At 65.0% G+C, this 26,301-nt stretch carries 24 protein-coding genes and 1 tRNA gene; 14 read left to right on the top strand and 11 right to left on the bottom strand.

Annotated features, from left to right (window positions below):
* Positions 1-171: 171 nt before the first annotated feature.
* Together BBA01S_RS19240 and BBA01S_RS19235 are read right to left on the bottom strand one after the other, a co-directional pair.
* Positions 172-1,467, bottom strand: coding sequence for a c-type cytochrome (locus tag BBA01S_RS19240; protein WP_027817884.1), 1,296 nt, complete (start codon positions 1,465-1,467; stop codon positions 172-174).
* Between the two features lie 21 nt (positions 1,468-1,488).
* Positions 1,489-2,244, bottom strand: a complete 756-nt coding sequence (locus tag BBA01S_RS19235; protein WP_027817883.1) for a c-type cytochrome — start codon at positions 2,242-2,244, stop codon at positions 1,489-1,491.
* A 604-nt stretch (positions 2,245-2,848) separates the two neighbouring features.
* Between BBA01S_RS19235 and BBA01S_RS19230 the strand changes: the two genes are divergently transcribed.
* Complete coding sequence (locus BBA01S_RS19230; protein WP_027817882.1) at positions 2,849-3,775, top strand: CopD family protein; 927 nt, start codon at positions 2,849-2,851, stop codon at positions 3,773-3,775.
* Between the two features lie 18 nt (positions 3,776-3,793).
* On the opposite strand, the gene BBA01S_RS19225 is transcribed toward BBA01S_RS19230, so the two are convergent.
* Positions 3,794-4,093: a hypothetical protein gene (locus tag BBA01S_RS19225; protein WP_027817881.1), complete on the bottom strand. Its 300-nt coding sequence runs from the start codon at positions 4,091-4,093 to the stop codon at positions 3,794-3,796.
* Between the two features lie 321 nt (positions 4,094-4,414).
* Positions 4,415-5,563, bottom strand: a complete 1,149-nt coding sequence (dgoD, locus tag BBA01S_RS19215; RefSeq protein ID WP_027817880.1) for a galactonate dehydratase — start codon at positions 5,561-5,563, stop codon at positions 4,415-4,417.
* A 150-nt stretch (positions 5,564-5,713) separates the two neighbouring features.
* Between dgoD and BBA01S_RS19210 the strand changes: the two genes are divergently transcribed.
* The 4 genes from BBA01S_RS19210 (at position 5,714) to BBA01S_RS41805 (ending at position 8,518) form a co-directional block, all read left to right on the top strand.
* Positions 5,714-6,367 carry a FadR/GntR family transcriptional regulator gene (locus tag BBA01S_RS19210; RefSeq protein ID WP_084162315.1) on the top strand — a complete coding sequence of 218 codons (654 nt, stop codon included), beginning with the start codon at positions 5,714-5,716 and terminating at the stop codon, positions 6,365-6,367.
* Between the two features lie 154 nt (positions 6,368-6,521).
* Positions 6,522-7,535 carry a sensor domain-containing diguanylate cyclase gene (locus tag BBA01S_RS41810; protein ID WP_156965993.1) on the top strand — a complete coding sequence of 338 codons (1,014 nt, stop codon included), beginning with the start codon at positions 6,522-6,524 and terminating at the stop codon, positions 7,533-7,535.
* 226 nt (positions 7,536-7,761) lie between these two features.
* Complete coding sequence (locus BBA01S_RS19200; RefSeq protein WP_042297562.1) at positions 7,762-8,034, top strand: type II toxin-antitoxin system TacA family antitoxin; 273 nt, start codon at positions 7,762-7,764, stop codon at positions 8,032-8,034.
* A gap of 1 nt (position 8,035) precedes the next feature.
* Entirely contained in the window at positions 8,036-8,518 is a 483-nt protein-coding gene (locus tag BBA01S_RS41805) for a GNAT family N-acetyltransferase (RefSeq protein ID WP_042297538.1), read from the top strand.
* A 104-nt stretch (positions 8,519-8,622) separates the two neighbouring features.
* On the opposite strand, the gene BBA01S_RS19190 is transcribed toward BBA01S_RS41805, so the two are convergent.
* From BBA01S_RS19190 to BBA01S_RS19175, 4 genes are all read right to left on the bottom strand, one after another.
* Positions 8,623-8,699, bottom strand: a tRNA-Met gene (locus BBA01S_RS19190).
* Positions 8,700-8,806: 107 nt separating this feature from the next.
* Positions 8,807-10,465 carry an MFS transporter gene (locus tag BBA01S_RS19185; protein WP_027817877.1) on the bottom strand — a complete coding sequence of 553 codons (1,659 nt, stop codon included), beginning with the start codon at positions 10,463-10,465 and terminating at the stop codon, positions 8,807-8,809.
* Between the two features lie 284 nt (positions 10,466-10,749).
* Positions 10,750-12,303: a sensor histidine kinase gene (locus tag BBA01S_RS19180; RefSeq protein WP_027817876.1), complete on the bottom strand. Its 1,554-nt coding sequence runs from the start codon at positions 12,301-12,303 to the stop codon at positions 10,750-10,752.
* Between the two features lie 13 nt (positions 12,304-12,316).
* Positions 12,317-13,051: a response regulator transcription factor gene (locus BBA01S_RS19175; protein WP_027817875.1), complete on the bottom strand. Its 735-nt coding sequence runs from the start codon at positions 13,049-13,051 to the stop codon at positions 12,317-12,319.
* 284 nt (positions 13,052-13,335) lie between these two features.
* On the opposite strand from BBA01S_RS19175, the gene recA reads away from it, so the two are divergent.
* The 8 genes from recA to BBA01S_RS19135 all read left to right on the top strand — a co-directional run bounded on the left by recA (position 13,336) and on the right by BBA01S_RS19135 (position 22,025).
* Positions 13,336-14,412 (top strand): recombinase RecA, encoded by a 1,077-nt coding sequence (recA, locus tag BBA01S_RS19170; protein WP_027817874.1) that lies wholly within the window; start codon positions 13,336-13,338, stop codon positions 14,410-14,412.
* 124 nt (positions 14,413-14,536) lie between these two features.
* Positions 14,537-15,283, top strand: coding sequence for a recombination regulator RecX (gene recX, locus BBA01S_RS19165; protein WP_042297561.1), 747 nt, complete (start codon positions 14,537-14,539; stop codon positions 15,281-15,283).
* Between the two features lie 116 nt (positions 15,284-15,399).
* Complete coding sequence (locus BBA01S_RS19160) at positions 15,400-16,095, top strand: DUF2889 domain-containing protein (protein ID WP_027817872.1); 696 nt, start codon at positions 15,400-15,402, stop codon at positions 16,093-16,095.
* 51 nt (positions 16,096-16,146) lie between these two features.
* Positions 16,147-17,313 carry an ADP-forming succinate--CoA ligase subunit beta gene (gene sucC / locus BBA01S_RS19155; RefSeq protein ID WP_027817871.1) on the top strand — a complete coding sequence of 389 codons (1,167 nt, stop codon included), beginning with the start codon at positions 16,147-16,149 and terminating at the stop codon, positions 17,311-17,313.
* 105 nt (positions 17,314-17,418) lie between these two features.
* On the top strand, positions 17,419-18,300 hold the full coding sequence (gene sucD / locus BBA01S_RS19150; RefSeq protein WP_027817870.1) for a succinate--CoA ligase subunit alpha: 882 nt from the start codon (positions 17,419-17,421) through the stop codon (positions 18,298-18,300).
* Positions 18,301-18,518: 218 nt separating this feature from the next.
* Entirely contained in the window at positions 18,519-19,229 is a 711-nt protein-coding gene (locus BBA01S_RS19145) for a TerC family protein (RefSeq protein WP_027817869.1), read from the top strand.
* Between the two features lie 154 nt (positions 19,230-19,383).
* Positions 19,384-20,013, top strand: coding sequence for a pilin (locus BBA01S_RS19140; protein WP_027817868.1), 630 nt, complete (start codon positions 19,384-19,386; stop codon positions 20,011-20,013).
* A 185-nt stretch (positions 20,014-20,198) separates the two neighbouring features.
* Positions 20,199-22,025 (top strand): PglL family O-oligosaccharyltransferase, encoded by a 1,827-nt coding sequence (locus BBA01S_RS19135; RefSeq protein ID WP_027817867.1) that lies wholly within the window; start codon positions 20,199-20,201, stop codon positions 22,023-22,025.
* Between the two features lie 81 nt (positions 22,026-22,106).
* On the opposite strand, the gene moaC is transcribed toward BBA01S_RS19135, so the two are convergent.
* The gene (moaC, locus tag BBA01S_RS19130; RefSeq protein WP_027817866.1) at positions 22,107-22,583 is read right to left on the bottom strand and encodes a cyclic pyranopterin monophosphate synthase MoaC; all 477 of its coding nucleotides are present in this window, start codon (positions 22,581-22,583) and stop codon (positions 22,107-22,109) included.
* A gap of 187 nt (positions 22,584-22,770) precedes the next feature.
* Between moaC and BBA01S_RS19125 the strand changes: the two genes are divergently transcribed.
* Entirely contained in the window at positions 22,771-24,627 is a 1,857-nt protein-coding gene (locus tag BBA01S_RS19125; RefSeq protein ID WP_027817865.1) for a M48 family metalloprotease, read from the top strand.
* A 7-nt stretch (positions 24,628-24,634) separates the two neighbouring features.
* On the opposite strand, the gene BBA01S_RS19120 is transcribed toward BBA01S_RS19125, so the two are convergent.
* Positions 24,635-25,213 (bottom strand): DUF2946 family protein, encoded by a 579-nt coding sequence (locus BBA01S_RS19120; protein WP_027817864.1) that lies wholly within the window; start codon positions 25,211-25,213, stop codon positions 24,635-24,637.
* Positions 25,206-26,279 carry a hydrolase gene (locus BBA01S_RS19115; RefSeq protein ID WP_084162313.1) on the bottom strand — a complete coding sequence of 358 codons (1,074 nt, stop codon included), beginning with the start codon at positions 26,277-26,279 and terminating at the stop codon, positions 25,206-25,208. Before BBA01S_RS19115 ends, BBA01S_RS19120 begins: the two co-directional genes overlap by 8 nt.
* Between the last annotated feature and the right edge of the window lie 22 nt (positions 26,280-26,301).

The following is a 26,301-nucleotide window of genomic DNA, read 5'->3' as shown; positions in this document are numbered from 1 at the left end:
GGGCGCCTCGCGCGCCGTGCTCAAAAAAACGTTCGTTCAAATTCGTTCGACTGCATCGGGCGGTTTGCCGCAGCCTTAAGCGCGCAGACCGCCAAATGGCGAAGGGCGCAGCCGACGGCGTTTTGCCGGCTGCGCCCTCATCAGGCAGACGTCACTATAGCAGGGCGAACCCTAGTCGAGCGGCGCAGAGCGCAGATCGGCCACCTGCTGTGGGGACACCGGCGTGCCCTTGTTGCCCCACGACATGCGAATAAAGGTCACGACCGCTGCCACTTCCTGGTTCGACAGCGCTTGCGCGAACGGCGGCATGCCATAAGGGCGCGGATTGCCCTGCGTGCTGGGCGGATAGCCGCCATTGAGCACCATGCGGATCGGATTCACAGCCGAATGCATCTGGATCGACTGGTTGTTCGCGAGCGGCGGGAAATTCGGCGGCATGCCGAGGCCGTTCTCCGCGTGACACTTTGCACACTGGTCATGGTAGATCTTCTGACCTTGTTGTAAGAGTTCGCCGCCGAACGTATCAGATGTTTCCATCTGCATGTTTTCGGGCGCTTCCTTCTTCTGCGGAATGGTCTTGAGATACGTCGCCATCGCGTGGATGTCGTCGTCCGAGACGTATTGCAGGCTGTTGTGGATCACGTCCGCCATCGGGCCGAACACCGCGCCGCGCTCCGATACGCCGGTCTTGAGCAGGCTCGAAATGTCCTTGATGTCCCAGTCGCCCAGGCCGCCTTCGCTCGACGTGAGCGACGGCGCGTACCAGTTCTGCAGCGGAATCAGCCCGCCCGCGAACGCCGACGAGTTGACCGGCGCGCCCATCATGTTGATCGACGTGTGGCACATGCCGCAGTGGCCCAGGCCTTCGACCAGATACGCGCCGCGGTTCCACTCGACCGACTTGGTGGGGTCGGGCTTGTACTCGCCTTCGCGGAAGAACAGCGTGCGCCAGCCGATCAGCAGGTTGCGGTTGTTGAACGGGAACTTGAGCTCGTGCGGGCGGCTCGGCACGCTCACCGGCGCCACCGAGCGCAGGTAGGCGTAGATCGCGTCCGAATCCGCGCGCGACACCTTCGTGTAGCTCGTGAACGGGAAGGCCGGGTAGAGCAGGCTGCCGTCCTTCGAGCGGCCCGTGTGCATGGCGCGGTAGAAGTCGTCGGCGCTCCACTTGCCGATGCCGGCCTTGTCGTCGGGCGTGATGTTCGGCGTGTAGAGCGTGCCGAACGGCGTCGCCATCGGCAGGCCGCCCGCGAAGATCTTGCCGCCGCGCACCGTGTGGCAGGCGATGCAGTCGCCGGCGCGGGCGAGATATTCGCCCTTCTTGATGAGGTCGGACTGATCGGCGGGCGTGGCCGCTTGCGCCGAGCTGTTGTGCAGATAAGTGTTGCCGGTCCACAGCACGGGCACGAGCGCCGCGGCGGCGGCGAACACGACTGCGGACAGGGCGAACAGGGACTTGCGGTTCATATGGCTGTCTCCCCCGGCGCGTTATTGCGGTTCGCTGCCGCAGGCAAGCGGCGTCTTCAACGAGCCCGCCGCTGCCGGCACGGGATTTTGCGGCGCATTTTGCGTCGAGAGCCAGGCCGCGACCGCGTTCACGTCGTCGTCCGTGAGGCGCGTGGCGATCTCGTGCATGCAGTCGGGCGCCTTGGCGTGGCGCGAGCCCGAGCGCCACGCGCCGATCTGCGCACTGATGTAGTCCGAATGCAGGCCGACCAGACCCGGAATCGCCGGCTCCATGCCGGTGAGCTTGCCGCCGTGACAGGCGGCGCATGCGGGAATCTGCTTGCCGGCGTCGCCGTGCAGCACGATGGCCTCGCCGCGCGCGAGCACGCTGTCGCCGACCGTCGGCTTGACAGGCGGCGGATAGGGCGGCCGCTGCTGCGAGAAGTACGTGGCGATCTCGTGCAGGTATTCGTCGGAGAGATAGGTGACCAGGTAATTCATCGGCGGGTACTTGCGGCGCCCGTCGCGGAAGTTCATCAACTGGTTGTAGAGATACTCGGCGGGCTTGCCGGCGAGGCGCGGGAAGTAGTCGTTATCGGTTCCCTGGCCGTGCGAGCCGTGACAGGCTGTGCAGCCCTGCACGCGCGATTCGATCGTGTCGGGGGCCTTGGGTTGCGGGGTCTGTGCGCAAGCGACGCTGAAGATGCCGGTCGTGCCGAACAGCAGTGCGGCTCCCAGCGGCGCGACGAGCGCAATGAGCGGTCGGAGGATACGTCTTGGGGACACGCGTGACTCCATTCTTTATCGTGGACCTGACCAGGCTTCGTGCGGCCCGGCTTGAGGCTGCGCGCGATGAAAGCGAAGAGACCGTGCGCTTGGGCGACGCAGCCAACTTTGATCATCGCGACCCGAAAGTGACCTGCGCGACCCGCTTGCGCGACTTTCGAGACTTCTCCCACGTTCCTGCTGCCCGCTTCGGTGAGCTTGCCTCGTCTCCACGCTTGCCCGAACCCGATAGCGACGGATGGTCGCAACGACGCCGGTTATGATTCTGCACCTGTTAGCGGATCCGTGACTCGGGATTGTCCCTGCCTTCGCTCATGATTTTTTGCGTCTTTGCGGGCGCAGCGGGTTTGCGTCGATGGCATTGCCGTTGAACCGATCCGCGCCCCGGCTATCGAAGCAGGCGCGTCTCGAAAAGGCGTGCATGCTGCCTGCGACTCCCTCAACTGCCTCCGGCCCGTTTTCTTGTTGTTTCCTTGCCACTCGTCTCGATGACTCCAATTGCACTTTCCTTACCGATGCTGCAAGCGCGCTCTGATGACCGCGCGTACTGCGATTTGCCCGCTGATGTGCCCGCTCAAGCCCGCCGATTCCTCGCACTCGCGGAGGGCGCCGCGCGATGAAAGCTGACTGGCTCTGGATCGGGCAGGTCGCGATGGCCGCCCTCGTGAATCTCGCCTATGCCTTCGCACTGGGTTCCGCGCTCTATGGCGCGTGGCTCGAAAAAGACGCGCGCAGCGCCGTCGCGCCCGCTCGCCTCGCGTGGCTGCGCGCGCAGCGTTCGCTGCGTGCGGCGGCGCTCGTGCTCGTCGTCGCGCTGGCGATGTGGCTGCTGTACGAAAGCGCGTCGATCAGTGGCCAGACACTGCCGGGCGCGTTCGGCGAACTCTCGACGGTGCTGACCCAGACACACGTCGGTCATGCGTGGAGCATCGCGTTCGCGGGCGCGCTCGTGCTGCTCGCAACGGCGCTCGCATCGAACGGCGCGCTGCGCGACGGCGTGATGTGGCTGGCGATCATCGTCGTGGCCGCGGGCCGCGCGGGCCTCGGTCATGCGGCGGACGCGGGCTTCGCTTCGGCGGCGCTCGGCCTGCACACGCTGCACGTGCTGAGCGCGAGCGCATGGAGTGGCGTCGTGATGGCGGGCGGGCTGGCGGTGCTGCCCGCGCTGGGCGCATCGACGGCGCGCGGCGTGCTGATCCGCACGGCGGGGCAGGTGTCGAACGTGGCGTTCTTTGCCGTCGGCCTCGTGCTGGCGACGGGTGTGTTCAACGGCCTTCGCGGCACCGGCGGCTCAATCGACGCGCTGGAGGCGAGCACGTGGGGCCACGTGTTGCTCGCCAAGCTTGCGCTCGTCGTGCTCGCGCTGCTGCTGGGCGGCTTCAACCGCGTGGTGGCGATGCCCGAACTGCGCCGTGCGGCTTCGACCGGCGCGGCCCGGCGCTTCGTCAACGTGCTGCATCTCGAAGCGCTCGTGATGATGGCCGTGCTGGTGATCGCAGCCGTACTTGCGCACAGCGTGCCGGGCTACGTGTTGCAAGGTTGAAACGTCGCTGTCTCGCCGTTATTCGTAACCGAGGCGGTGGCTGAGGATCGGCGAGAAGAACAGGGCCATCGCGCAGCCGATGGCCTTGCCTTCGAGTTCGGCCAGCGCCGCCACTGACGAAGGATGCGCGATCAGGTCGATGAGTTGCGGCGCGCACCACAGAACCGCGACGCCGATAAAGCTCTGTTCGAGCACGGCGATGCGCCAGCCGCGCGTGCAGGCGACGGCGGCAGCGATGATGCGCGTCAGGCCGAAGACGACGAGTGCGAGCACGGCGGCCTGTTCGCGGATCAGGTAGTCCGGGAGCATGGTGTCCATGTTGTTATCCCCTGTAGCTTTTTGTGTTGGTCTCACAGGGGATTCAGCAAGGAGCAGGCCAGCGGCGCGTCGGCCGCGCCGGACAAGGCGTTGAGCGCTTTCGCGAGAGCGGGCGAGCCTTATGCGGCGCGGCTTCGCGGGAGAAATCGTTGTGTGCGAAAACGACGAAGGCCGCGAGCGCCAAATGGCGCTTCGCGGCCTTCAGGCCGAAAACCGGCCTCAAACGTTACGGCGTTGAAACGTGGCCTATACGGGCCGTCACGTAACGCCGTAACATCCGGCGCTCGTCAGCGAGCGTGATCGCTGCCGTTCACCACGCGATCACCACTCGGCGACGCTGCCGTCTTCGTGGCGCCACACCGGATTGCGCCAGCGGTGACCGGTCTTCGCCATCTCGCGCACTTTCTCTTCGTTGACTTCGATGCCCAGGCCCGGCCCCTGCGGAATCGACACGAAGCCGTCTTCATACTTGAACACTTCCGGATTGCGGATGTAGTCGAGCAGGTCGTTGCCCTTGTTGTAGTGGATGCCCAGGCTCTGCTCCTGGATGAACGCGTTGTAGCTCACCGCGTCGATCTGCAGGCAGGTCGCGAGCGCGATCGGCCCGAGCGGACAGTGCAGCGCGAGCGCCACGTCGTAGGCCTCGGCCATCGCGGCGATCTTGCGGCATTCGGTGATGCCGCCCGCGTGCGACGCATCCGGCTGGATGATGTCGACGAAACCGTTCGCCAGGATGTGCTTGAAGTCCCAGCGCGAGTAGAGACGCTCGCCCAGCGCGATCGGCGTGCTGGTCTGGTTGACGATGTCGCGCAGCGCCTCGACGTTCTCCGAGAGCACCGGCTCCTCGATGAACATCAGCTTGTACGGATCGAGTTCCTTCGCGAGCACCTTGGCCATCGGCTTGTGCACGCGGCCATGGAAGTCCACCCCGATGCCGACGTTCGGGCCCACGGCCTCGCGCACGGCCGCGACGTTGTCGATCACGCCCTGAACCTTGTCCCAGGTGTCGATGATCTGCAGCTCTTCCGAGCCGTTCATCTTCACGGCCTTGAAGCCGCGGTCGACGACGGCGCGCGCATTGTTGGCGACATCGCTCGGACGGTCGCCGCCGATCCACGAATAGACCTTGATCTTGTCGCGCACCTGGCCGCCGAGCAGCGCGTGCACCGGCACGCCATGATGCTTGCCCTTGATGTCCCACAGCGCCTGGTCGACGCCCGCAATCGCGCTCATCGTGATCGGGCCGCCGCGATAGAAGCCCGCGCGATACATCACCTGCCAGTGATCCTCGATCAGGAGCGGATCCTTGCCGATCAGGTAATCGGCCAGCTCCTGCACGGCGGCCTCGACCGTGTGCGCGCGGCCTTCGACGATCGGCTCACCCCAGCCGACGATGCCCTCATCCGTTTCGATCTTGAGAAACAGCCAGCGCGGCGGGACGACGAAGGTTTCGAGCTTGGTGATTTTCATGCGGTGTCTCCATGTCTATCGCAGAACGGTAGGAGCACATGCTACTGCAAAAACCGGTGGAATTCGCGTTAAAGTGCTATTAATAGTATTATTTCTCGTCGATTCCCAATATCCAGGAGAAAAGCCATTCAGCGCGATCTGCACGGCACGGTGGCCTTCGAACTCGGCAGCGCGATCCTGCGCGGCGAGCATGCGCCCGGCGAAGTCCTGCCGCGCGAAGCCGAACTCATGGAGCGCTTCGACGTGAGCCGCACGGTGCTGCGCGAGGCGCTGCGCACGCTCACGTCAAAAGGCCTCGTCGAATCGCGGCCGAAGGTGGGTACGCGGGTGCGCGAGCGCACGGCGTGGAACCTGCTCGACGCCGACCTGCTCGACTGGTATGCGCGCGTTGCGCCGCCGCTCGCATTCGCGCTCAAGCTCCAGGAAATGCGCGAGATGATCGAGCCGTACGCGGCGGGACTCGCCGCAAGCGCGCACGACGCCGAATCGCTTGCGCGCATCGATGAAGCGCACGCAGCGATGGCCGCCGCGCGCAACGAGGACGAATGGGTGCGCGCCGACCTGCGCTTTCACCTGGCCGTGCTGGCGGCATGCCGCAACGAACTGCTCGTGCCGCTGGGGGCGTTGATCGCGCGCACACTCGAAGGCCAGTTGCGCGTGAACGCCAAACGGGCCGACGTTTTCAACGCCGCGCTGCCCGACCACACCATCGTTGCCGATGCGATTGCACAGCGCGACGTCAACGCCGCGCGCACGGCGATGGCCGCGTTGCTGCGCGTGACGCGCGAGCGCATCGAAGGCTGAAGCTGCGCATATCACGCATACCACGCAGGCCATCGATGGCGAGCGCGATTTTGCTATGCTTCTGCGCGCATGCCGCGCGTCGCGCCTTACAACGTCGTAGGCATCGAACCTGGCCATTTTCACCGTTGAACCCTTTCCGCAAACGTTTGACACGATGATGAACGCACCTGGCGGCTCGCAACTCGACAACGCAACGCTCCTCGAAATCATTCGCGCGCAATCGGACATCGCCCGGCTTGGGCTCGATCTGGGCGGCGTGATGGCCTTCGTCGCAGAACGCGCCGAACTGCTGACGGGCGCGCAGGGCGCTGCCGTCGAACTCGCCGAAGGCAACGACATGGTCTACCGCGCAGCCTCGGGCAGCGTGGCGAACATGCTGGGACTGCGCCTCGCGCGTGGGTCGAGCCTCTCGGGACTGTGCGTGAGCACGGGCGAGATCCTGCGCTGCGACGATTCCGAGGACGACCCACGCGTGGATCGCGAAGCCTGTCGGCGCGCGGGATTGCGATCGATGATCGTGACGCCGCTCAAGCACCTGGAAACGACGGTGGGCGTGCTGAAGGTGGTGGCGCCCGAAGTCGGCGCGTTCAGCGACGACGACATCGCGGCGCTCTCGCTGATCTCGGGGCTGATTGCGGCGGCGATGTTCCACGCCGCGCGCCATGAGACCAGCGAGCTTTATCTGCGCGCGACGCACGATGCGCTGACCGGATTGCCGAATCGCGCGCTGTTCTACGATCGCCTGCGTCAGTCGGTGGATCTGGCGGTGCGCTCGGCGGGCGGGTTGGGCGTGCTCAATCTCGACATGGACGGTTTGAAGCCGATCAACGACCGCTACGGTCATCGTGCTGGCGACGCTGCGATCAAGGAGACGGCGCAACGAATTGCGAGCAATAGCCGGCGTGTGGATACGGCGGCGCGCGTGGGCGGCGACGAGTTCGCGATGATCTTGCCGGGGATCGAAGGGCGGCGCGACGCAGAGGTGTACTCGCAGAGGATCACCGAAAAGGTCGGCGAGCCGTTCGAGTTCGAAGGGCAGACGATCGAACTGGCCGTGAGCGTTGGCGTGGCGGTGCTGCCTGAGGACGGTGTGGAGATGACGACGCTGATCGATCTCGCGGATAAGGCGATGTATGAGACGAAGCGAGGGCGGAAGGTGATGGGGTGAGGGCGGCAGAAGTTGAGTCGTCAAAAAACGAAGCCGTTGTTTCGAAAGAAACAGCGGCTTTTTCTTTGACGACGCGCAGAGATTCAGGAGTCAGGCAGCCAAGTGACGATTTTGCGTGACGAGTTTGGTGTAATTTGCGCCGATCACAGCGGAGCGCCTTGTGTTGACAACAGCTACACGCCGCCATAGTATGTGTAGCTGTTGTGTATACATTAAGGGGAAGGTCATGCGTGACGCCTCCATCAACTTACGAGCACTGCCCGAGCAGCGTGATTTGATCGACCATGCGGCCAGCCTGCTTGGCAAGAATCGCTCCGATTTCATGCTAGAGGCTGCATGCGAGCGCGCGCGAGCAATCGTGCTGGACCAGGTGTTTTTCAGCCTGGACGAGGATCGATTCCGGCAGTTCACTGCGTTGCTCGATGCGCCGCAAGACGCCAATCCGGGCCTTGAGCGGCTGATGGCCATAAAGGCTCCGTGGAGTACAGACAAGGCTTGAAATGCAGTTTTTAGCACCTCAGTCGCTCGCCGCGACGCATCGACTCGACGGGTTTAATTGCGGAGAGCCGTCGCTGGACGACTGGCTCAAGCGGCGGGCGCTAACCAATCACTTGAACGGGGCCAGTCGCACTTTTGTTGTGACTGATGCGGACCAGTGCGTGTTTGGGTATTACGCTCTGGCAGCAGGGGCCGCTGCGCATCAGGACACGTCAAGCGCCATACGGCGCAATATGCCCGATCCGATACCAGTGATGGTGCTCGCCAGACTCGCCGTTGATTCCCGTGCGCAGGGCGCCAGACTCGGTGCAGCCTTGCTTCAGGACGCCGTGACTCGTGTGCAATTCGTCGCCGAAAATGCCGGTGTGCGAGCGTTGCTGGTTCATGCGCTGAACGAGCGAGCAAAACAGTTTTACGAGTACTACGGTTTCCGGGAGTCGCCGGTGCATCCGCTAACGTTGATGCTCCCCATGAAAGCGCGATAGCGATAGCTTCTGCACGCTAAGTCGGGGAGTGAATGCACAGCGAAGTTTCGGTGTGGAGAAATAGAAAAAGCCGCTGTTTCTTTCGAAACAGCGGCTTTCGCATTTGGTGGCGAATCAGGGATTCGAACCCCGGACCTGCGGATTATGATTCCGTCGCTCTAACCGGCTGAGCTAATTCGCCTTGAGAAGTGAGATTATGTCTGGCTCCTGGCACCCTGTCAAGCGCTTTGGCAAAACTTTTTCAGGAAGCCGGAGCCATCGCGGCTACTACGCCAACAGCATGCCCTCTCAATCCTGCGCGTAGATATCCGAATCCTTGGTCTCCTTCACGAACAGCATGCCGATCACGAAGGTCGCCAGCGCGATGATGATGGGATACCAGAGGCCCGAGTAAATATCGCCGCGCGCCGCCACGATCGCGAACGCCGTCGCGGGCAGGAAGCCGCCGAACCAGCCATTGCCGATGTGATAGGGCAGCGACATCGACGTATAGCGGATCCTTGTCGGGAACATCTCCACCAGCATCGCCGCAATCGGCCCGTACACCATCGTCACGAAGATCACGAGGATCGTCAGGATGACCACCGTCATTGGCCAGTTGAGCTGCGCCGGGTCGGCCTTGAGCGGATAGCCTGCACTCTTCAGCGCCCCCGAAAGCGTCTTGTCGAACGCCGCGCCTGCCTCCTTGGCGCCCGGCGCCTTGCCGTTGAAGGTATCGATGGTCGTGTCGCCCACCTTGATCTGCGCGAGCGTGCCCGCCGGAGCGGCCACGTTCGAGTAGTTCAGGCCGGCCTTCGACAGCGCGCTCTTGGCGATATCGCATGAGCTCGTGAACTTCGAGGTGCCCACCGGGTTGAACTGGAACGAGCACTCGTCCGGGTTGGCGATCACCACGATCGGTGCGCGCGCGGTCGCGGCTTCGAGCGCCGGGTTGGCGTAGTGCGTGAGCGCCTTGAAGAGCGGGAAGTAGGCGAGCGCCGCGATCAGGCAGCCGGCCATGATGATCGGCTTGCGGCCGATCTTGTCCGACAGCGAGCCGAAGAACAGGAAGAACGGCGTGCCGATCAGGAGCGCCAGCGCGATCAGGATGTTGGCGCTCGCGCCGTCGACCTTGAGCGTCTGCGTGAGGAAGAACAGCGCGTAGAACTGGCCCGTGTACCAGACCACGGCCTGGCCCGCCGTCACGCCGATCAGCGCGAGGATCACGACCTTGAGGTTCTTCCACTGGCCGAATGCCTCGGAGAGCGGCGCCTTCGACACCTTGCCTTCGGCCTTGATGCGCTTGAAGGCCGGCGATTCGTCGAGTTGCAGACGGATCCACACCGACACGCCGAGCAGCAGGATCGAGGCGACGAACGGCACGCGCCAGCCCCAGTTGCCAAACGCTTCTTCGCCGATGGTCGTGCGCACGCCCAGGATCACGAGCAGCGACAGGAACAGGCCGAGCGTGGCCGTCGTCTGGATCCAGGCCGTGTAGAAGCCGCGGCGTCCGGGCGGCGCATGTTCCGCGACGTAGGTCGCGGCGCCGCCGTACTCGCCGCCGAGTGCCAGGCCCTGCAGCAGCCGCATGCCAATGAAGATCACCGGCGCGGCAATGCCGATCGACGCGTAACCGGGCAGGAAGCCGACCACGAACGTCGACAGACCCATGATGACGATGGTGACGAGGAAGGTGTGCTTGCGCCCCACGAGGTCGCCCAGCCGCCCGAACACGATCGCGCCGAACGGACGCACCGCGAAGCCCGCGGCGAAGCCGAGCAGCGTGAAGATGAAGCCTGCGGTGGGATTGACGCCGGAGAAGAAGCTTTTGCTGATGAAGGCCGCGAGCGAGCCGGCCAGATAGAAGTCGTACCACTCGAACACCGTGCCGAGCGACGACGCGAAGATCACGCGTTTTTCGTCGCTGGTCATCGGCGCGTGCGAGACTTGTCCGCCAACGGTTGCCATATGTGTCTCCAATTTTGATGTGCGTGTGGGCCCGCGTTCGAGGCGGTCCTGCGCAGCATTATTGGAATGGAAACTTACGGGGTTCTGACGCGCTTATAGGGGCATGGAAATGAGGGTGGAGTGCTTTTTGTGCTCGTAATTTCGCCAAATTACCCGCAAACGTCTATCAACGTGCATCTAACTTAATTGATCGTGCGACCTTGCGATCGCTGCGCGGCAGCCGGATAAGGGAAAGTCCCATGCCGGTTTCTGACGCTGTCGTCGTCAGTTTCGGCTTACGTACGTCAGTTGGCAGTGCGCAGGCGTAACGTCACGCGCACGAGCGTTCCCGCCAGGCGCGGCGTTTCCTGATAGACGTGATCGTCGATGGTGAGCGTGCCGCCGTGCATCGTCGCGATCTCGCGCACGATCGCGAGACCCAGGCCGCTGCCGTCGCCATCGCGGCCCAGGATGCGGTAGAAGCGCTCCAGCACGCGCTCGCGTTCTGCGGCGGGAATGCCGATGCCGGTGTCCTCCACCTCCAGATGCACGACGCGCGCGGCAGGTTCGGGCCGCACGCGCACGGTGATGCGTCCGCCTGTCGGGGTGTAGCGGATCGCGTTGTCGATCAGGTTCGACAGCATTTCGCGCAGCATCACCGGATTGCCTTCGACGACGACGCTCGATGCCGCGCCTTCGCCTTCGTAGCTCTGCGGTTCACGGTCGGAAACGATCTCGTCCGGGCCTTCGTAGCCCAGATCCATCTGCCGCGCGAGCGCGGGCTGCACCCAGTCGCGCACCGCATGGCGCGCGACTTCGGTGATATCGACGGGCGTGAAGATTTGCCCCGACATGCGGTTCTCGGCGCGCGCAAGCGCGAGCAGTTGCGTGACGAGCCGCGCCGCGTGCTCCGAACTCATCGCGATCTGTTCGAGCGAGCGATGCACCTCGGGCGAGGCGTCCTGGCGCAGCGCGAGTTCGGCCTGGGTGCGCAGGCCCGCGAGCGGCGTTTTCATCTGATGCGCGGCATCGGCGATAAAGCGCTTTTGCAGCTCCATGTTCTGTTCGAGGCGCGTGAGCAGGTCGTTGAACGAGGTCACGAGCGGCTCGATCTCGGGCGGCGCGCGGCGCGCTTCGAGCGGCGAAAGATCGTCGGGGCGGCGCATGCGGATATTCGACTGCAACGCGTGCAGCGGCGCGAGCCCCCGCGAAAGACCGAACCAGACGAGCAGGATCGCGAGCGGCAGAATCACGAACTGCGGCAGGATCACGCCTTTGATGATGTCGTTGGCGAGCGCGCGGCGCTTGTCGAGCGTCTCGGCCACCTGCACGAGCACGGGCTGCGAGCCGCTCAGATGCGGCGGCTCGACCGTGGTATAGGCGACGCGGATATCGATGCCATGCAGCGTGTCGTCGCGGAATTCGACGAGGCCGGGCGACGGGCGGTCGTCGTCACGCGGCAACGGCATGTCGCGGTCGCCGCCCACCAGTTCGCCGCGGCTGCCGAGCACCTGGTAATAGACGCTGTCGACGTTGTCGGCGCGCAGGAAGTCGCGCGTGGAGTCGGGCAGTGTCAGTTCGGCTACGCCGTTGACCGGGTGGATCTGGCGCGCGAGCACGTAGGCATCGGTTTCGAGCGCACGGTCGAATGGCCCGTTGGCGATCGACTTGGCGACCAGATAGGTGACCGCAATGCTCATCGGCCAGAGCAGCAGCAGCGGGGCGAGCATCCAGTCGAGGATTTCGCCGAAGAGGGAGCGCGGGCGCGCCTCGGCGGCGGCTTCGGCTTCGTCGGGCGGGGCGAAGGGATTGGCGTAACGCGCGTCGCGCGCTTCGTCGTCGAGAGCCGGATCGGCCATCGCAGCGGCCTGGTTACTTGAAGTAGTGGCTGGACGGCATGGCGGGCGGGGCGGACTGGGTCTGCGCTGGCGCCGCCGCCTCTTTTTCTTTCTCCAGGCAGTAGCCGAGACCTCGCACGGTCACGATCTGCACGCCGCCGGTCTCCAGCTTCTTGCGCAGACGGTGCACGTAGACTTCGATCGCGTTGTTGCTGACTTCCTCGCCCCATTCGCAAAGGTGATCGACCAGTTGCTCCTTCGACACCAGCCGGCCGAGCCGCTGCAACAGGACTTCCAGCACGCCCAGTTCGCGCGCCGACAGATCGAGCACCTGGTCATGAATGCGCGCGACGCGTCCGACCTGATCGAACGACAGCGCGCCGTGGCGCACGACCGTCGGGCCGCCGCCCGCGCCGCGCCGCGTGAGCGCGCGCACGCGCGCTTCCAGCTCGTTGAGCGCGAAGGGTTTGGCCATGTAATCGTCGGCGCCGAGATCGAGCCCTTTGACGCGTTCGTCGACGCTGTCGGCGGCGGTGAGGATCAGGACGGGGAGGTTGGAATTGCGCGCGCGCAAACGCCGCAGCACTTCGAGGCCCGGCATTTTGGGCAGGCCCAGATCGAGGATCAGCAGGTCGAAAGACTGCATCGACAAGGCAGTATCGGCATCCACGCCGGTACGTACGTGATCAACGGCATAGCCCGATTGGCGGAGTGATCGAACCAGACCGTCCGCGAGTATGCTGTCGTCTTCGGCAATGAGGATTCGCATGGTGCGCAAGCGTTGCCTTCGAAGCGCTCCGCGTCTTGCTGGGCACGCTTCGCAGCACCGGCGCCGGGTTCGCGGGCGAGGTGTCTCGCTGCGGGCGGCGCACGGCGGTCTCCGAAAATTCGCGGTTTCGGCGCGCGCGTTAGTTGAAAACGTGCTTGCCAAAACCACTGTTTTTTTATACAGTGTCCGAGTTCGTTAGCACCGCTCGCCATCCGTCACCCAGGTGACGCCGGCGGCCGCGTGCACCGTCATCAGACGCCGTTCATCATAGCAAAGGACGATTCATGGAAGATAGCAAGAAAGGCTCGGCTGGGCTGACTGCTGAGAAGAGCAAGGCGCTGGCCGCCGCGCTCGCGCAGATCGAAAAGCAGTTCGGCAAAGGGTCGATCATGCGACTCGGCGACGGCGATGCGGTTGAGAACATCCAGGTGGTTTCCACCGGTTCGCTCGGTCTCGACATCGCGCTTGGCGTCGGCGGTCTGCCGCGCGGCCGCGTGGTCGAAATCTACGGCCCGGAATCGTCGGGCAAGACCACGCTGACGCTGCAAGTGATCGCCGAACTGCAAAAGATCGGCGGCACGGCGGCGTTCATCGACGCTGAACACGCGCTCGACGTGCAATACGCTTCCAAGCTTGGCGTGAACGTGCCGGAACTGCTCATTTCGCAGCCGGACACGGGCGAGCAGGCGCTCGAAATCGCCGACGCACTCGTGCGTTCGGGCTCGATCGACATGATCGTCATTGACTCGGTTGCGGCGCTCGTGCCGAAGGCCGAAATCGAAGGCGAAATGGGCGACTCGCTGCCGGGTCTGCAGGCGCGTCTGATGTCGCAGGCGCTGCGCAAGCTCACCGGCACGATCAAGAAGACGAACTGCATGGTGATCTTCATCAACCAGATTCGTATGAAGATCGGCGTGATGTTCGGCAACCCGGAAACCACCACGGGCGGTAACGCGCTGAAGTTCTACGCATCGGTGCGTCTGGACATCCGCCGTATCGGCTCGATCAAGAAGAACGACGAAGTCATCGGCAGCGAAACGCGCGTGAAAGTCGTCAAGAACAAGGTGTCGCCGCCGTTCCGCGAAGCCGTGTTCGACATTCTTTATGGCGAAGGCATCTCGCGTCAGGGCGAAATCATCGACCTGGGCGTGCAGGCCAAGATCGTCGACAAGGCCGGTGCGTGGTACAGCTATAACGGCGAACGCATTGGTCAGGGCAAGGACAACGCACGCGAATTCCTGCGTGAAAACGCCGACATCGCTCGCGAGATCGAGAACCGCATTCGCGAACAGCTCGGCGTGAGCGCGATGCCCGACGGCGCCAGCGACTCCGGCGAAATCGAAGTCGCGGACGAAGAATAAGTCCTGAATCGGGCCCTGGAGGGGGAGCACGACTGTGATGCGCAAGCGCGGGTTTGCCTCGGCGTCGCCCGGGGCCGCGAAAGCTTCATCCTCGACTTCGGACGAGGTGGGGCGCCTGCGTGGCATGAGTCGTGAATTAACATCCGCCAACCGGCCCGACGCTTCACCCCGTATCACCTCGCAAAGCCGCGACGCCCATTCGGGCGATCGCGGCTTTGTGCATTCTGAGCCTGCGCTTTTGTCTCATTCCACCACACCTGATTTCGACGATGACGAATCGTTCGACGCGCACGATATCGCGCGCTCCGTAGATAAAGTCCGCGAAGACGAGGGCGACAGCTACGAGCGCACTTCCACGATGCGCGCCGCGCGCAAGGCCAACGCGGCCGCCGCGAGCAAACAGCGCCCCGAGCGCTCGCTCAAGGGCCGCGCGCTCGGCTATCTCTCGCGTCGCGAGTACAGCCGCGCCGAACTCTCGCGCAAGCTGATGACCTACACGGAAGACGCCGACCAGCTCGAAGCGTTGCTCGACGCGCTTGAGCGCGACGGCTGGCTCTCCGATGCGCGTTTCGCGGAAAGCGTCGTCTATCGCCGTGCCGCGCGCGTGGGCGCAGGGCGCATCGTCAGCGAACTCAAGCGTCACGCCGTGGGCGAAGCCCTCATCGCAGAAGTGAATACGCAGTTGCGCGAGACGGAACTCACGCGTGCCCGCGCGGTCTGGCAGAAGAAGTACGGCCAGCTGCCCGGGACGCCCGCCGAGCGCGCGCGCCAGGCCCGATTTCTTGCCGCGCGCGGTTTTTCCATGTCGATCATCGGCAAGATTCTCAAAGGCGTCGAAGACGACTTTGAGGGTGATTTTTCAGAAAATTGAGCCTCGCAGCTCAAAAAACGTCTGGAAACAAGCCTCTACAGGGGGTGCGGAATCGCGCCTGTCTCAAATAATCGGTATGCTAAAATCGAGAAGTTTTCCAAACCGGTCTGACCAGCATGCCGCTCTCTCCGCCCGCGCCTCGCCAGTTGCGTCATCAGCGCGCTATCCGGGCGGTCGCCTATGAGCGCGAAGACGGCCTGTGGGACATCGATGCGTGCCTGACCGACCACAAGCCTCGCGATGTGGTGTTAGCCTCCGGTGTCAGGCCCAATGGTTTGCCGATCCATGAACTCTGGCTTCGTATCACGATCGATCGCAAGCTCAATGTCGTCGACGCCGAGGCGTCGTCCGACTGGGTGCCCTACGACGGTCAGTGCCAGAACGCCAGTCCCGCCTATCGGGCCCTTATCGGGCTCAATCTCCTTCAGAACTTCCGCCGCGACGCGGGCCGACTTCTTGCCGGCACGCAGGGCTGCACGCATCTCACAGAAATGTTGGGCGTGTTGCCGACGGTCGCCATCCAGGCGTTCGTGGGAGACGTGTGGGATCCATCGAATGGCAATCCGGGCAACGCGTCCGGACCGGATCTCGGCAAGACTTCCGGCGACGAACCCGCCGCCGGTGAAATACCGCCTTTCCATCTCGGCCGCTGCCACGCGCTGCGGTTCGACGGTGACGCGGTCAAGCAGTTTTATCCGCGCTGGTATGGCCACGCGCCGCGTTCGAAAGAGCGCAGCGCAGACGCTGCCAGCGTGCGCGAAGACAATGGACCGCGCCAAGAGGGCAAGGCCGACGCCGTCGCGCATGAATAACAACAGCGGAAACGAAGTTCACTCCAACTCTCAGACGGAAGGGAATCACGCATGAAGATTCACGAGTACCAGGGTAAGGAAATCCTGCGGAAATTCGGCGTCGCGGTACCGCGCGGCACGCCGGTGTTTTCGGTGGATGACGCGGTCAAGGCCGCTGAAGAGCTGGGCGGTCCGGTGTGGGTCGTCAAGGCCCAGATTCACGCGGGCGGCCGCGGCAAGGGTGGCGGCGTGAAGGTCGCCAAGACGCTTGAGCAGGTTCGCGAGTACGCGAACCAGATTCTCGGCATGCAGCTCGTGACGCACCAGACTGGCCCGGAAGGCCAGAAGGTGAACCGCCTGCTGATCGAAGAAGGCGCTGACATCAAGCAGGAACTGTATGTCAGCCTCGTCGTCGATCGCGTGACCCAGAAGATCGTGCTGATGGGTTCGAGCGAAGGCGGCATGGATATCGAAGAAGTCGCCGAAAAGCATCCGGAACTGATCCACCATATCGTCGTCGATCCGGACACGGGTCTGCTCGACGCGCAGGCCGACGACCTCGCGGCGAAGATCGGCGTGCCGGCTGGCTCGATTCCGCAAGCTCGCGCGATCCTGCAAGGCCTGTACAAGGCATTCTGGGAAACCGACGCGTCGCTGGCTGAAATCAACCCGCTGAACGTGACGGGCGACGGCAAGGTCATCGCACTCGACGCGAAGTTCAACTTCGACGCGAATGCGCTGTTCCGCCATCCGGAAATCGTCGCTTACCGCGATCTGGACGAAGAAGATCCGGCTGAAGTCGAAGCCTCGAAGTTCGACCTCGCGTACATCTCGCTCGACGGCAACATCGGCTGCCTGGTGAACGGCGCGGGCCTCGCAATGGCGACGATGGACACCATCAAGCTGTTCGGCGGCGAACCGGCGAACTTCCTGGACGTTGGCGGCGGCGCCACGACCGAGAAGGTCACGGAAGCGTTCAAGCTGATGCTGAAGAATCCGGAGCTGAAGGCGATCCTCGTCAACATCTTCGGCGGCATCATGCGCTGCGACGTGATCGCGGAAGGCGTGATCGCGGCTTCGAAGGCCGTTGACCTGAAGGTGCCGCTCGTCGTGCGCATGAAGGGCACGAACGAGGACCTCGGCAAGAAGATGCTGGCCGACTCGGGCCTGCCGATCATCTCGGCGGACAGCATGGAAGAGGCTGCGCAGAAGGTTGTCGCGGCTGCCGAAGGCAAGTAACTTTCAGCGGATACGAATGACGCAGTGCCGGCGCGAAGTCCGCTCTCCGTGGCAACACGTAGCGGTCGACGCGACGCGCGGCGTCAAGCGAACAGAGGTCAATACATGTCGATTCTGATTAACAAAGACACCAAGGTCATCACGCAGGGCATTACCGGCAAGACCGGTCAGTTCCACACCCGTGCCTGCCGTGAATACGCCAACGGCCGCGAAGCGTTCGTCGCGGGCGTGAACCCGAAGAAGGCCGGCGAAGACTTCGAAGGCATCCCCATTTACGCCAACGTGCGTGAAGCCAAGGACGCCACCGGCGCGACCGTTTCGGTCATCTACGTGCCGCCCGCAGGCGCTGCTGCTGCGATCTGGGAAGCCGTCGAGGCCGACCTCGATCTGGCAATCTGCATCACGGAAGGCATTCCCGTGCGCGACATGATCGAAGTCAAGGACCGTATGCGCCGCGAAGGCCGCAAGACGCTGCTCCTCGGCCCGAACTGCCCGGGTACGATCACGCCGGACGAGCTGAAGATCGGCATCATGCCGGGTCACATCCACCGCAAGGGCCGCATCGGCGTCGTGTCGCGTTCGGGCACGCTGACGTATGAAGCGGTTGCGCAGCTGACGGCGCTGGGCCTCGGCCAGTCGTCGGCAGTCGGTATCGGCGGCGACCCGATCAACGGCCTGAAGCACATCGACGTCATGAAGATGTTCAACGACGATCCGGACACGGACGCCGTCATCATGATCGGCGAAATCGGCGGCCCGGACGAAGCCACGGCAGCAGAGTGGATCAAGGGCAACATGAAGAAGCCGGTCGTCGGCTTCATCGCGGGCGTCACGGCGCCTCCGGGCAAGCGCATGGGCCATGCCGGCGCGCTGATCTCGGGCGGTGCGGATACGGCCGAAGCGAAGCTGGAAATCATGGACGCGTGCGGCATCAAGGTCACGCGCAACCCGTCGGAAATGGGCCGCCTGCTGAAGTCGGTGCTGTAATTTCGAAACACGCTGCCGTTCGCCGCATCACGGATGCGCGGGCGGCTGGCGTTTTTTGATATGCTTGCGGAATCCTTTCACGAGGTTTCCGAACAAAGAGCGAGGGAGCCAGTCATGGCTGCCTCGCTTTTTTATTTGGCGCGCGTTGCGGGGCGATGTCCCGTTTGATTTCCCGTCGGATGCGCGCAGCGCAACTTTTCCCTTCACTTTCCGCCTTCATGCTCGAGTTCTTCGCGTCGCTCCACTGGGGCGCTGTTGTCCAGATCATCGTCATCGACATCCTGCTCGGCGGTGACAACGCCGTGGTGATCGCGCTCGCCTGCCGCGACCTGCCTGCGCAGCAGCGCCTGCGCGGCATCCTCTGGGGCACGGTCGGCGCGATTGTGCTGCGCGTCGTGTTGATCGCTTTCGCGGTGGTGCTGCTCAACGTGCCGCTGCTCAAGTTCGCGGGCGGGCTGCTGCTGCTGTGGATCGGCGTGCGGCTGCTGGCCCCGGCGCACGGCGAGCACGCCGACGTCAAGCCGTCCGACAAGCTGATTGGCGCGATCAAGACGATCATCGTCGCGGACGCGGTGATGAGCCTCGACAACGTCGTGGCCATCGCGGGGGCCGCCGAGTCCGCCGATCCGCAGCACCGCATCGCGCTCGTGATCTTCGGGCTGATGGTGAGCATTCCGCTGATCGTGTGGGGCAGCCAGCTGGTGCTGCGGCTGCTCGACCGCTATCCGCTGATCGTCACGCTGGGCGCGGCGCTGCTTGGCTGGATCGCGGGCGGCCTGATCGTCAACGATCCGGCTGGCGACCGCTGGCCGTTGCTCGATACGCCGGTCGCCGAGTACGGCATGTGCGTGGCCGGCGCGGTCTTCGTCGTGGCGGTGGGGCATCTGCTCAAGCGCCGCAATGCGGCGCGCGCACAGGGTTCGCATTGAATCGTTGCATTGAATCGCCGCACTGACACCGTGCTCTGACAGCACGACGCCTAAGCCGTCTGGCCGACTGCCCCGCAAATCGGGCCGTCGATACGATCGAGACGCCTGTTCACCTTTCGGTGGGCAGGCGTTTTTCGTTTCAGGAGCCCAGATAATGAACGTACCTCTCACTGTTTCAAGCCCCGGCGTGCAAGGCCGCGCCAGACCGCGTGCGCCTGCCACGCGCACCGCATCGTTCGTGCGATCGTGCCGCGCGCTGCTGCGCTGGGCCTCGCCCGGCTTCACGCTGATCGAGCTGATGATCGTGCTCGCGATCGTCGGCGTGATCGCGGCGTATGCGATTCCCGCCTATCAGGACTACCTGGCGCGCAGCCGGGTGGGCGAGGGGCTGTCGCTGGCATCGGCGGCGCGGCTTTCGGTCGCCGAAAACGCCGCAAGCGGTAATGCCTTCGGCGCGGGCTATACGACGCCGCCTGCCACGCGCAATGTTTCCTCGGTGCATATCGACGATGCGACCGGGCAGATCACCGTGGCCTTCACCACGCGCATCGCGCCCGAGGGCAGCAACACGCTGGTTCTTGTGCCGTCGGTGCCGGACAACGCCGATGCGCCCACGGCGCGCGTGGCGCTCGCGCAGGGTTCGGTGCAGGGCGGCACGCTGACGTGGGAGTGTTTCGCGGGCGGCAAGACGGCTTCGTCGCTCGGCGCGCCGGGCGCGGGGCCGTCACCGGCCGACGCGGCTACGCTGCCTGCCAATCTGGCGCCGCCGGAGTGCCGCGCATAAGTAAGGCTGGCAGGGCGACTGACCTGGTGGAGTGCGGGCGGGGGAGTTCGTGACCACCCGCCCACGCTAAAAAGGTCAGCCAGAAGTGAAGGCATGGTGCGTGCGCGCGGATTTCGTCTGAAAGCTGGCGCACAGGGAGGGAAAAGCTATGTATAGTGCGCCGGTTGCCGACGCCCCCAATTCCCATGCCTTCTCCTTTTGCGCGTTACCTTACGTTCGTCCTGCTGGCTCTTGCGTTGATCCTGCCGTATGCGGTCGTCAACCATACCTATCCGATTCCGACGTTCTATGCCGAATTCACGGCGCTGGCGCTCTACCTGATGGTGGGAGCGGGCGTCTGGCTGCTGGTGCGTTCGGCTGGGCCGGCCGTGCAGTTCGCCTCGCCCACGGTTGCACTCGTGCCGCTCGCCTTCGGGCTGTTGCTGGTCGTGCAGACGATTGCGCTGCCGGTCGCGCAGCCGTCGATGAACTGGCTCGGTGCGGGCTACCTGCTGGCGGCCTTCATGGCCGTGCATGCGGGCTATGGCATCGCGCGCGCCCAACTCGTTCGTACGGCGATGGTCTGGGGCGCGTGGGCGCTCGTGATCGGCGGGCTGTTCGCGGTGTTCTGCCAGGTGATCCAGTTGCTGCATCTGGAGGTGAAGGTCACGCCGCTCGTGGTCGCCTACAACGTGCAGTTCGACCGCCGGCCGTTCGGCAATATGGCGCAGGCCAATCACCTTGCGACCTACATCGCTTTCGCCACGGCGGCGGCGCTCTATCTCGTGCAGACGCGCCGCCTGAACGTGTTGCTGTGGGTCGTGCTGTCGGCGGTCTACTCGGGCGGTCTCGCGCTGACGGTGTCGCGCGGCCCGTGGCTGCAAATGGCCGTGATCGTGGTGGCGGGTCTGTGGATGGCGCTGTCGGCTGCACGCGGCGTGCGCAGCGAGCCTGAAAATGGCAGTAGCGGCGATAGCGGCGCAGCGCTGAAGGCCGGCGTGCGCGACTGGCTCGTTCCGCTGGTGCTGTTTGCGATCTTCGTCGCCGTGAACGCGTTCGTGCGCTGGGCCAACGTGCATTACCAGTTGCAACTCGACCAGTCGGCGGCCGACCGTTTCAAGGACGCCGGCCAGATCGCGCCGCGTATCGCGTTGTGGCGCTACGGCTGGACGATGTTCAAGGAGCACCCGCTGCTGGGCGTGGGCTGGGGCGATTTCCCGATCCATCAGTTCGAACTCGCGCGAGCGCTGGGCGGCGTCGAGATCGCCAACAACTCGCACGACATCTTCCTCGACCTGCTCGCCAAGACCGGCGTGGTGGGCTGCGGCATCGTGCTGCTCGGGCTGCTGGCGTGGTTCGTGCGCCAGTTGCGCGCGCGCCATACGGCGGAGCGTATTTTCGGCTTCGCGCTGATCGGCGCACTGGTCATGCACGCGCTTGTCGAGTACCCGCAGCAGTACATGTTCTTCCTGTTGCCGGCGATGTTCGTGTTCGGCCTGCTGGAGACCAGGCCGCTGCGCTTCGTGCCCTCGCGCGCGGCGTTCGCGGCCTATACGGTGATCGTGTTCGGCGGCATCGTGTCGCTGTGGCCGGTGCTGCGCGACTACAATCGCTCCGAAGTCCTGTACTACGGCGCGCATCCGGCGCAGCAATACGCCGACGCGCCGTCGTTCCTGTTCCGTGCATGGGGCGATTACGGCATGGCGACGCTCATGCCGATGAACGCCGCGAGCCTGTCGTCCAAGCTGGCCGCGCATGAGCGCGCGATTGCGCTGCTGCCGGGCGAGACGGTGCTGCGCCGCTATGCGGTGTTGCAGGCGCTGGCGGGGAATACGGACGGCGCGGCGGATACGGTCGCGCGTTTGAAGATCTTCGCGCAGGAACTGCACGACTGGCCGACGCAACTGGCGGCGCTTTATGGCCTGCTCGACAACGAGCCGACGCTCGCGGGCTTCAAGGCCGATCTGGTGAAGCAGTACGGCAATCCGCCGGCTTCAGCCAGCGACGATGACGATGATGATTCGGATGATTGATCCGGACGACTGAGCCGGGCGATTAATCTGATCGACAAGGCGGCGTAGCGCGCAAGCGCTCGCCGCTTTTTTCATGTCGCATCAAGCCGCCACCCAGTCCCCCGACTTCCCGCCGTGCTTCTCCAGCACGCGTACATCGGTGATCGTCATGCCGCGATCCACCGCCTTGCACATGTCGTACACCGTCAGCAGGCCGACCTGCACGGCGGTCAACGCTTCCATCTCGACACCGGTGCGCCCGAACGTTTCCACCTGAGCCGAGCAGTGCACGCCGGGCAGCGCCTCGTCGAGCACGAAATCCACCTTCACGCGCGTGATGGCGAGCGGATGGCACAGCGGAATCAGATCCGAAGTGCGCTTCGCGCCCTGGATCGCGGCGATGCGCGCGACGCCGATCACGTCGCCTTTTTTCGCATTGCCGTCGCGGATCAGTGCGAAGGTCTCGGGCAGCATGCGGATCGTGCCGCTCGCCACGGCGATGCGTTTGGTTTCGGCTTTATCGCCGACGTCGACCATGTGCGCGTCGCCGGCGGCGTCGAAATGGGTCAGTCCGGACATGGTGATTCTCCGCTGCTTCTCATGAGGGGCGCTTATCTTAACAGTGCCGCGCGCGGGCGCATTTCGGGGTGCAAATGCAGGGCCCAAATGCAGGGCGCAAGTGCGGGACGCGATTCCAGGCCAGCCACTACAATCGGCCAGTGGCTGGCCGCCGCGCCAGCGTGGTCGCTTTTCCTATCCGACAACGATGCTTCCGAAACGGCTGCTTGCTGCCTGGCTGTGCTTCGCGCTTGCCGCTCCTGAGCAAGCCTGGGCGCAGGCGCCGGGCGGCGGGGCGGCGGTGTCGCAGGCCACAGCATCGAACTCGCCATCGCGCACCGTGCTCAATCTCGGCGCGGCGCAGCCTGCCTTGCCGGCATCGGCAGTCAATTCGCGATCAGGCTCGACCAGCGCCAGCGCTAGCGCCAACTCCAGCGCGCCCGCGCTGGTCAGCGGCGCGCTCGACGATGCTGCCGAACCCGTCATCCCTGCCTCGATCGCGCAAGGCGTGTTCGGCACCTATGGCGGCGCGCAAAGCCGCTTCGGCCAGTCCTGGTCCAGTGAGTCCGCCTCCGGCGCGACGCACGGCAGTCCCAGTGTGCGCGCGCCCGCTTGGGTGCCGCAACTGCCCGACCTGGGCGACGGCTCCGGCGGCGCGCTCACGCCGCAGGCCGAGCGCCGCATCGGCGAACGCGTGATGCGCGAGATCCGGCGCGATCCCGACTATATCGGCGACTGGCTCGTGCTCGACTATCTCAACGCGGTGGCGGCGCGGCTGTCGGCGTCGGCGGCCGCGCAGTTCATCGGCGGCTATCGGCCCGACTTCGATCTCTTCGCGATGCGCGACGGCCAGATCAATGCGTTCTCGCTGCCGGGCGGTTTTATCGGCGTGAATACGGGGCTGATCGTGACGACGCAGACCGAATCGGAGCTGGCGTCCGTGCTCGGCCACGAGATGGGCCATGTGCTGCAACGGCACATCGCGCGCATGCTGTCGCAGAGCGAGCGCACCGGCTATACGGCGCTCGCGGGCATTCTGTTCGGCATTCTCGCGGGCGTGCTCGCGCGCAGCGGCGACCTCGGCAGCGCGATTGCGATGGGCAGCCAGGCGTACGCCGTCGATACCCAGTTGCGCTTCTCGCGCGCCGCCGAGCATGAGGCGGATCGCGTCGGATTTCAGTTGCTCGCGGGCGCGGGCTACGATCCGTGGGGCATGGTGGGGTTCTTCGAGCGGCTCGAACGTGCTTCGATGGGCGATGCGGGTGCTCCGGCCTACGCGCGCACGCACCCGCTCACGGGCGAGCGCATCGCCGACATGCAGGACAGGGCGCGCCGCGCGCCTTACCGGCAGCCGCGCCAGGCGCCGGAATATGGTTTCGTGCGAGCGCGCGTGCGGGTTCTGCAGGATCGTACGCGCGGCGAGTACATCGACGAAATCGCGCGGCTGCAGGCCGAAATCGACGACCGCATTGCGCTGAACGTGGCCGCGAACTGGTACGGCATTGCGTTCGCGCAGTTGAAGCTGGAGCGTTACGACGACGCGCAGGCGTCGCTCGCAACGGCGCGTGCGGCGTTCGCGCAGTTCGAGGCGGCGGACGGCAGCAGGCAGCGCAGTTCGCCGAGCCTCGACGTGCTGGCCGCCGACATCGCCCGCAGCGCCGGGCGCAACGACGATGCCGTGCGGCTCGCGCAGGCCGCGCATGCCGCCTGGCCGGCTTCGCATGCGGCGACCGACAGTCTGCTACAGGCCTTGCTCGCTGCGCGCCGTTTCAAGGAGGCGCAGACGCTCGCGCGCCGCGAGACCGAATCGGAGCCGCAGCAGGGCGCGTGGTGGCAGTACCTTGCGCAGGCGAGCGTAGGCCTCGGCGACCCGCTCACGCAGCGCCGCGCGCTTGCGGAAAAGTTCGCGATCGACGGCGCGTGGCCGTCGGCGATCCGGCAGTTGAAGGAGGCGCGCGACATGAAGTCGGTCGGCTTCTACGATCTCTCGACCATTGATGCGCGCCTGCACGAACTGGAGGCGCGCTACAAGGAAGAGCGCGCCGACGAGAAAGATCGCGGCTGAGCGGCGCTCAGGCGCTGGCTTTTTCCCTTTGCTCGGGACTCGCAACAAAGCCGAAGCGCGCGGCGACGTCTGCGCGCGGGATCGCTTGCAGCGGCAGATCGGCGCCTGTGCGCCAGTGGAAGGTGCCGCTCTCGCCGTCATCGTCGAGCGTAGCGTGTTCCGAGAAACCGTCGAGATCGTGGTCGTGCAGCAGCGCCACGTTGCCCTGTGCGTTCGCGAACAGCACGCTGCCTTGCTCGTCGAGGTAGACCGCGACCGGATCGAACGCGTTGCCCGTGTGATCGGTGAGCTTGAGCGCGCCGTCCGGTGCCTTCGCAAGCCGCACGACCCAGGGCGTGTATTCCAGCTCGACGTACACGCGCTGCGGCCCGTTCTGGAAAAACCACTGGCCGTCGGCATCGTGCTCGTAGTTGCGGCTGATGAAGGCGTTCAGCGCCTCGTGGCGCACCGGCGTGCCGGGCGCGCCTTGCGCCTGATCGGCTTCGTCGCGCAGTCGCCAGTGGCCGCGCGCATCGAGGCGCAGCCAGCCGGTGCAATGAGGAACGTTGGGCCAGCGCGCCAGCGCCTGCTTGACGATGTCATCCATGCGTATGAGTAGAAGCCGGAAGGTGAGGCGAGAGATAGTGGGTCACGCGCTGCGCGAGCCAGACGCTGCGGCCCGGAAACGGCCCCGTCATGAAGCCGACGTGGCCGCCGTCCTCGGGCTGGTCGAGCTCCACGGCGGCGCTTACCTCGTGGCGCGCGGGCAGCACGTTGCCGGGCAGGAACGGGTCGTTGCGCGCGTTGAGCAGCAGCGTCGGCACGACGATTTCGCCGAGCATCGGGCGCACCGTCGCCTGGGTGTAGTAGTCGTGCGCGCTCTGGAAGCCGTGCAGCGGTGCGGTCACGACATTGTCGAACTCGTACATGTTGCGTGTGGCGAGCACGGCGTCGGCGTCGAAGAGGCCCGGAAACTGGTCGAGCTTTTGCAGCGCCTTGACCTTGAGCGTCTTGAGGAAGCTGCGCGTATAGACCATGCCGAAGCCGCTCGCGAGCATCTTGCCGCCCGCATGCACGTCGAGCGGCGCGGAAATCGCCGCGGCCGCGCTGAGGATGCGCGCATCCTCGCGTTGCTGCGCGAGCCAGTGCAGCAGCACGTTGCCGCCCAGCGACACGCCCGCCGCGATGAGCGGCCCTGCATGGCTTGCGGCGAGGCGGCGCAGCACCCAGTCGACTTCGGCGGCATCGGCGAGGTGGTAAAAGCGCGGCATCAGGTTCATCGGCCCGCTGCAGCTGCGAAAGTGCGGGATCACGGCGTGCCAGCCGCGCGCGGTCGCGGCGGCCGCTAGCGCGCGGGCGTAGTGCGAGCCGGAGCTGCCTTCGAGTCCGTGGAACAGCACGAAGAGCGGCGCGTCGGCCGGCGCCCAGGCGGGGGCGTCGACCCAGTCGAGCTCGATGAAATCGCCGTCGGGCGTGTTCCAGCGCTCGCGCCGGTAGACCGGCATCGGCAGGCGGGAAAACAGCGCGGGGATGATGGTCTGGATGTGCGCGCCGGGCAGCCAGAACGGCGCCCGGTAGGCCGGATCGGACAGCGAGGGGAGGGGCGGGGCGGCATGATGTGTCGCATGTCGTGCCGCGTCGAAATTGGCTGCTTCGTCGCCTGTCGTGCTCATGGCCGTCCCCTTCTTGCTACTG

The sequence above is a fragment of the Paraburkholderia bannensis NBRC 103871 genome, from assembly GCF_000685015.1.
Taxonomy (GTDB): domain Bacteria; phylum Pseudomonadota; class Gammaproteobacteria; order Burkholderiales; family Burkholderiaceae; genus Paraburkholderia; species Paraburkholderia bannensis.
Note: the sequence above shows the minus strand (reverse complement) of the source record. Positions and strands in the feature narration are given on the sequence as shown.

Bases quoted from the DNA above. Each gene is read 5' to 3' on its own strand.
- BBA01S_RS19160 (WP_027817872.1), top strand. From the start codon at position 15,400: ATGCCGCTCTCTCCGCCCGCGCCTCGCCAGTTGCGTCATCAGCGCGCT.
- BBA01S_RS19140 (WP_027817868.1), top strand. From the start codon at position 19,384: ATGAACGTACCTCTCACTGTTTCAAGCCCCGGCGTGCAAGGCCGCGCC.
- BBA01S_RS19185 (WP_027817877.1), bottom strand. From the start codon at position 10,465: ATGGCAACCGTTGGCGGACAAGTCTCGCACGCGCCGATGACCAGCGAC.
- BBA01S_RS19225 (WP_027817881.1), bottom strand. From the start codon at position 4,093: ATGGACACCATGCTCCCGGACTACCTGATCCGCGAACAGGCCGCCGTG.
- BBA01S_RS19115 (WP_084162313.1), bottom strand. From the start codon at position 26,279: ATGAGCACGACAGGCGACGAAGCAGCCAATTTCGACGCGGCACGACAT.
- BBA01S_RS19230 (WP_027817882.1), top strand. From the start codon at position 2,849: ATGAAAGCTGACTGGCTCTGGATCGGGCAGGTCGCGATGGCCGCCCTC.
- recX (WP_042297561.1), top strand. From the start codon at position 14,537: ATGAGTCGTGAATTAACATCCGCCAACCGGCCCGACGCTTCACCCCGT.
- BBA01S_RS19145 (WP_027817869.1), top strand. From the start codon at position 18,519: ATGCTCGAGTTCTTCGCGTCGCTCCACTGGGGCGCTGTTGTCCAGATC.
- BBA01S_RS19175 (WP_027817875.1), bottom strand. From the start codon at position 13,051: ATGCGAATCCTCATTGCCGAAGACGACAGCATACTCGCGGACGGTCTG.
- dgoD (WP_027817880.1), bottom strand. From the start codon at position 5,563: ATGAAAATCACCAAGCTCGAAACCTTCGTCGTCCCGCCGCGCTGGCTG.
- BBA01S_RS41805 (WP_042297538.1), top strand. From the start codon at position 8,036: ATGCAGTTTTTAGCACCTCAGTCGCTCGCCGCGACGCATCGACTCGAC.
- sucC (WP_027817871.1), top strand. From the start codon at position 16,147: ATGAAGATTCACGAGTACCAGGGTAAGGAAATCCTGCGGAAATTCGGC.
- BBA01S_RS19200 (WP_042297562.1), top strand. From the start codon at position 7,762: ATGCGTGACGCCTCCATCAACTTACGAGCACTGCCCGAGCAGCGTGAT.
- BBA01S_RS19240 (WP_027817884.1), bottom strand. From the start codon at position 1,467: ATGAACCGCAAGTCCCTGTTCGCCCTGTCCGCAGTCGTGTTCGCCGCC.
- BBA01S_RS19135 (WP_027817867.1), top strand. From the start codon at position 20,199: ATGCCTTCTCCTTTTGCGCGTTACCTTACGTTCGTCCTGCTGGCTCTT.
- BBA01S_RS19235 (WP_027817883.1), bottom strand. From the start codon at position 2,244: ATGGAGTCACGCGTGTCCCCAAGACGTATCCTCCGACCGCTCATTGCG.
- sucD (WP_027817870.1), top strand. From the start codon at position 17,419: ATGTCGATTCTGATTAACAAAGACACCAAGGTCATCACGCAGGGCATT.
- BBA01S_RS19180 (WP_027817876.1), bottom strand. From the start codon at position 12,303: ATGGCCGATCCGGCTCTCGACGACGAAGCGCGCGACGCGCGTTACGCC.
- BBA01S_RS19125 (WP_027817865.1), top strand. From the start codon at position 22,771: ATGCTTCCGAAACGGCTGCTTGCTGCCTGGCTGTGCTTCGCGCTTGCC.
- BBA01S_RS19120 (WP_027817864.1), bottom strand. From the start codon at position 25,213: ATGGATGACATCGTCAAGCAGGCGCTGGCGCGCTGGCCCAACGTTCCT.
- recA (WP_027817874.1), top strand. From the start codon at position 13,336: ATGGAAGATAGCAAGAAAGGCTCGGCTGGGCTGACTGCTGAGAAGAGC.
- moaC (WP_027817866.1), bottom strand. From the start codon at position 22,583: ATGTCCGGACTGACCCATTTCGACGCCGCCGGCGACGCGCACATGGTC.
- BBA01S_RS41810 (WP_156965993.1), top strand. From the start codon at position 6,522: ATGATGAACGCACCTGGCGGCTCGCAACTCGACAACGCAACGCTCCTC.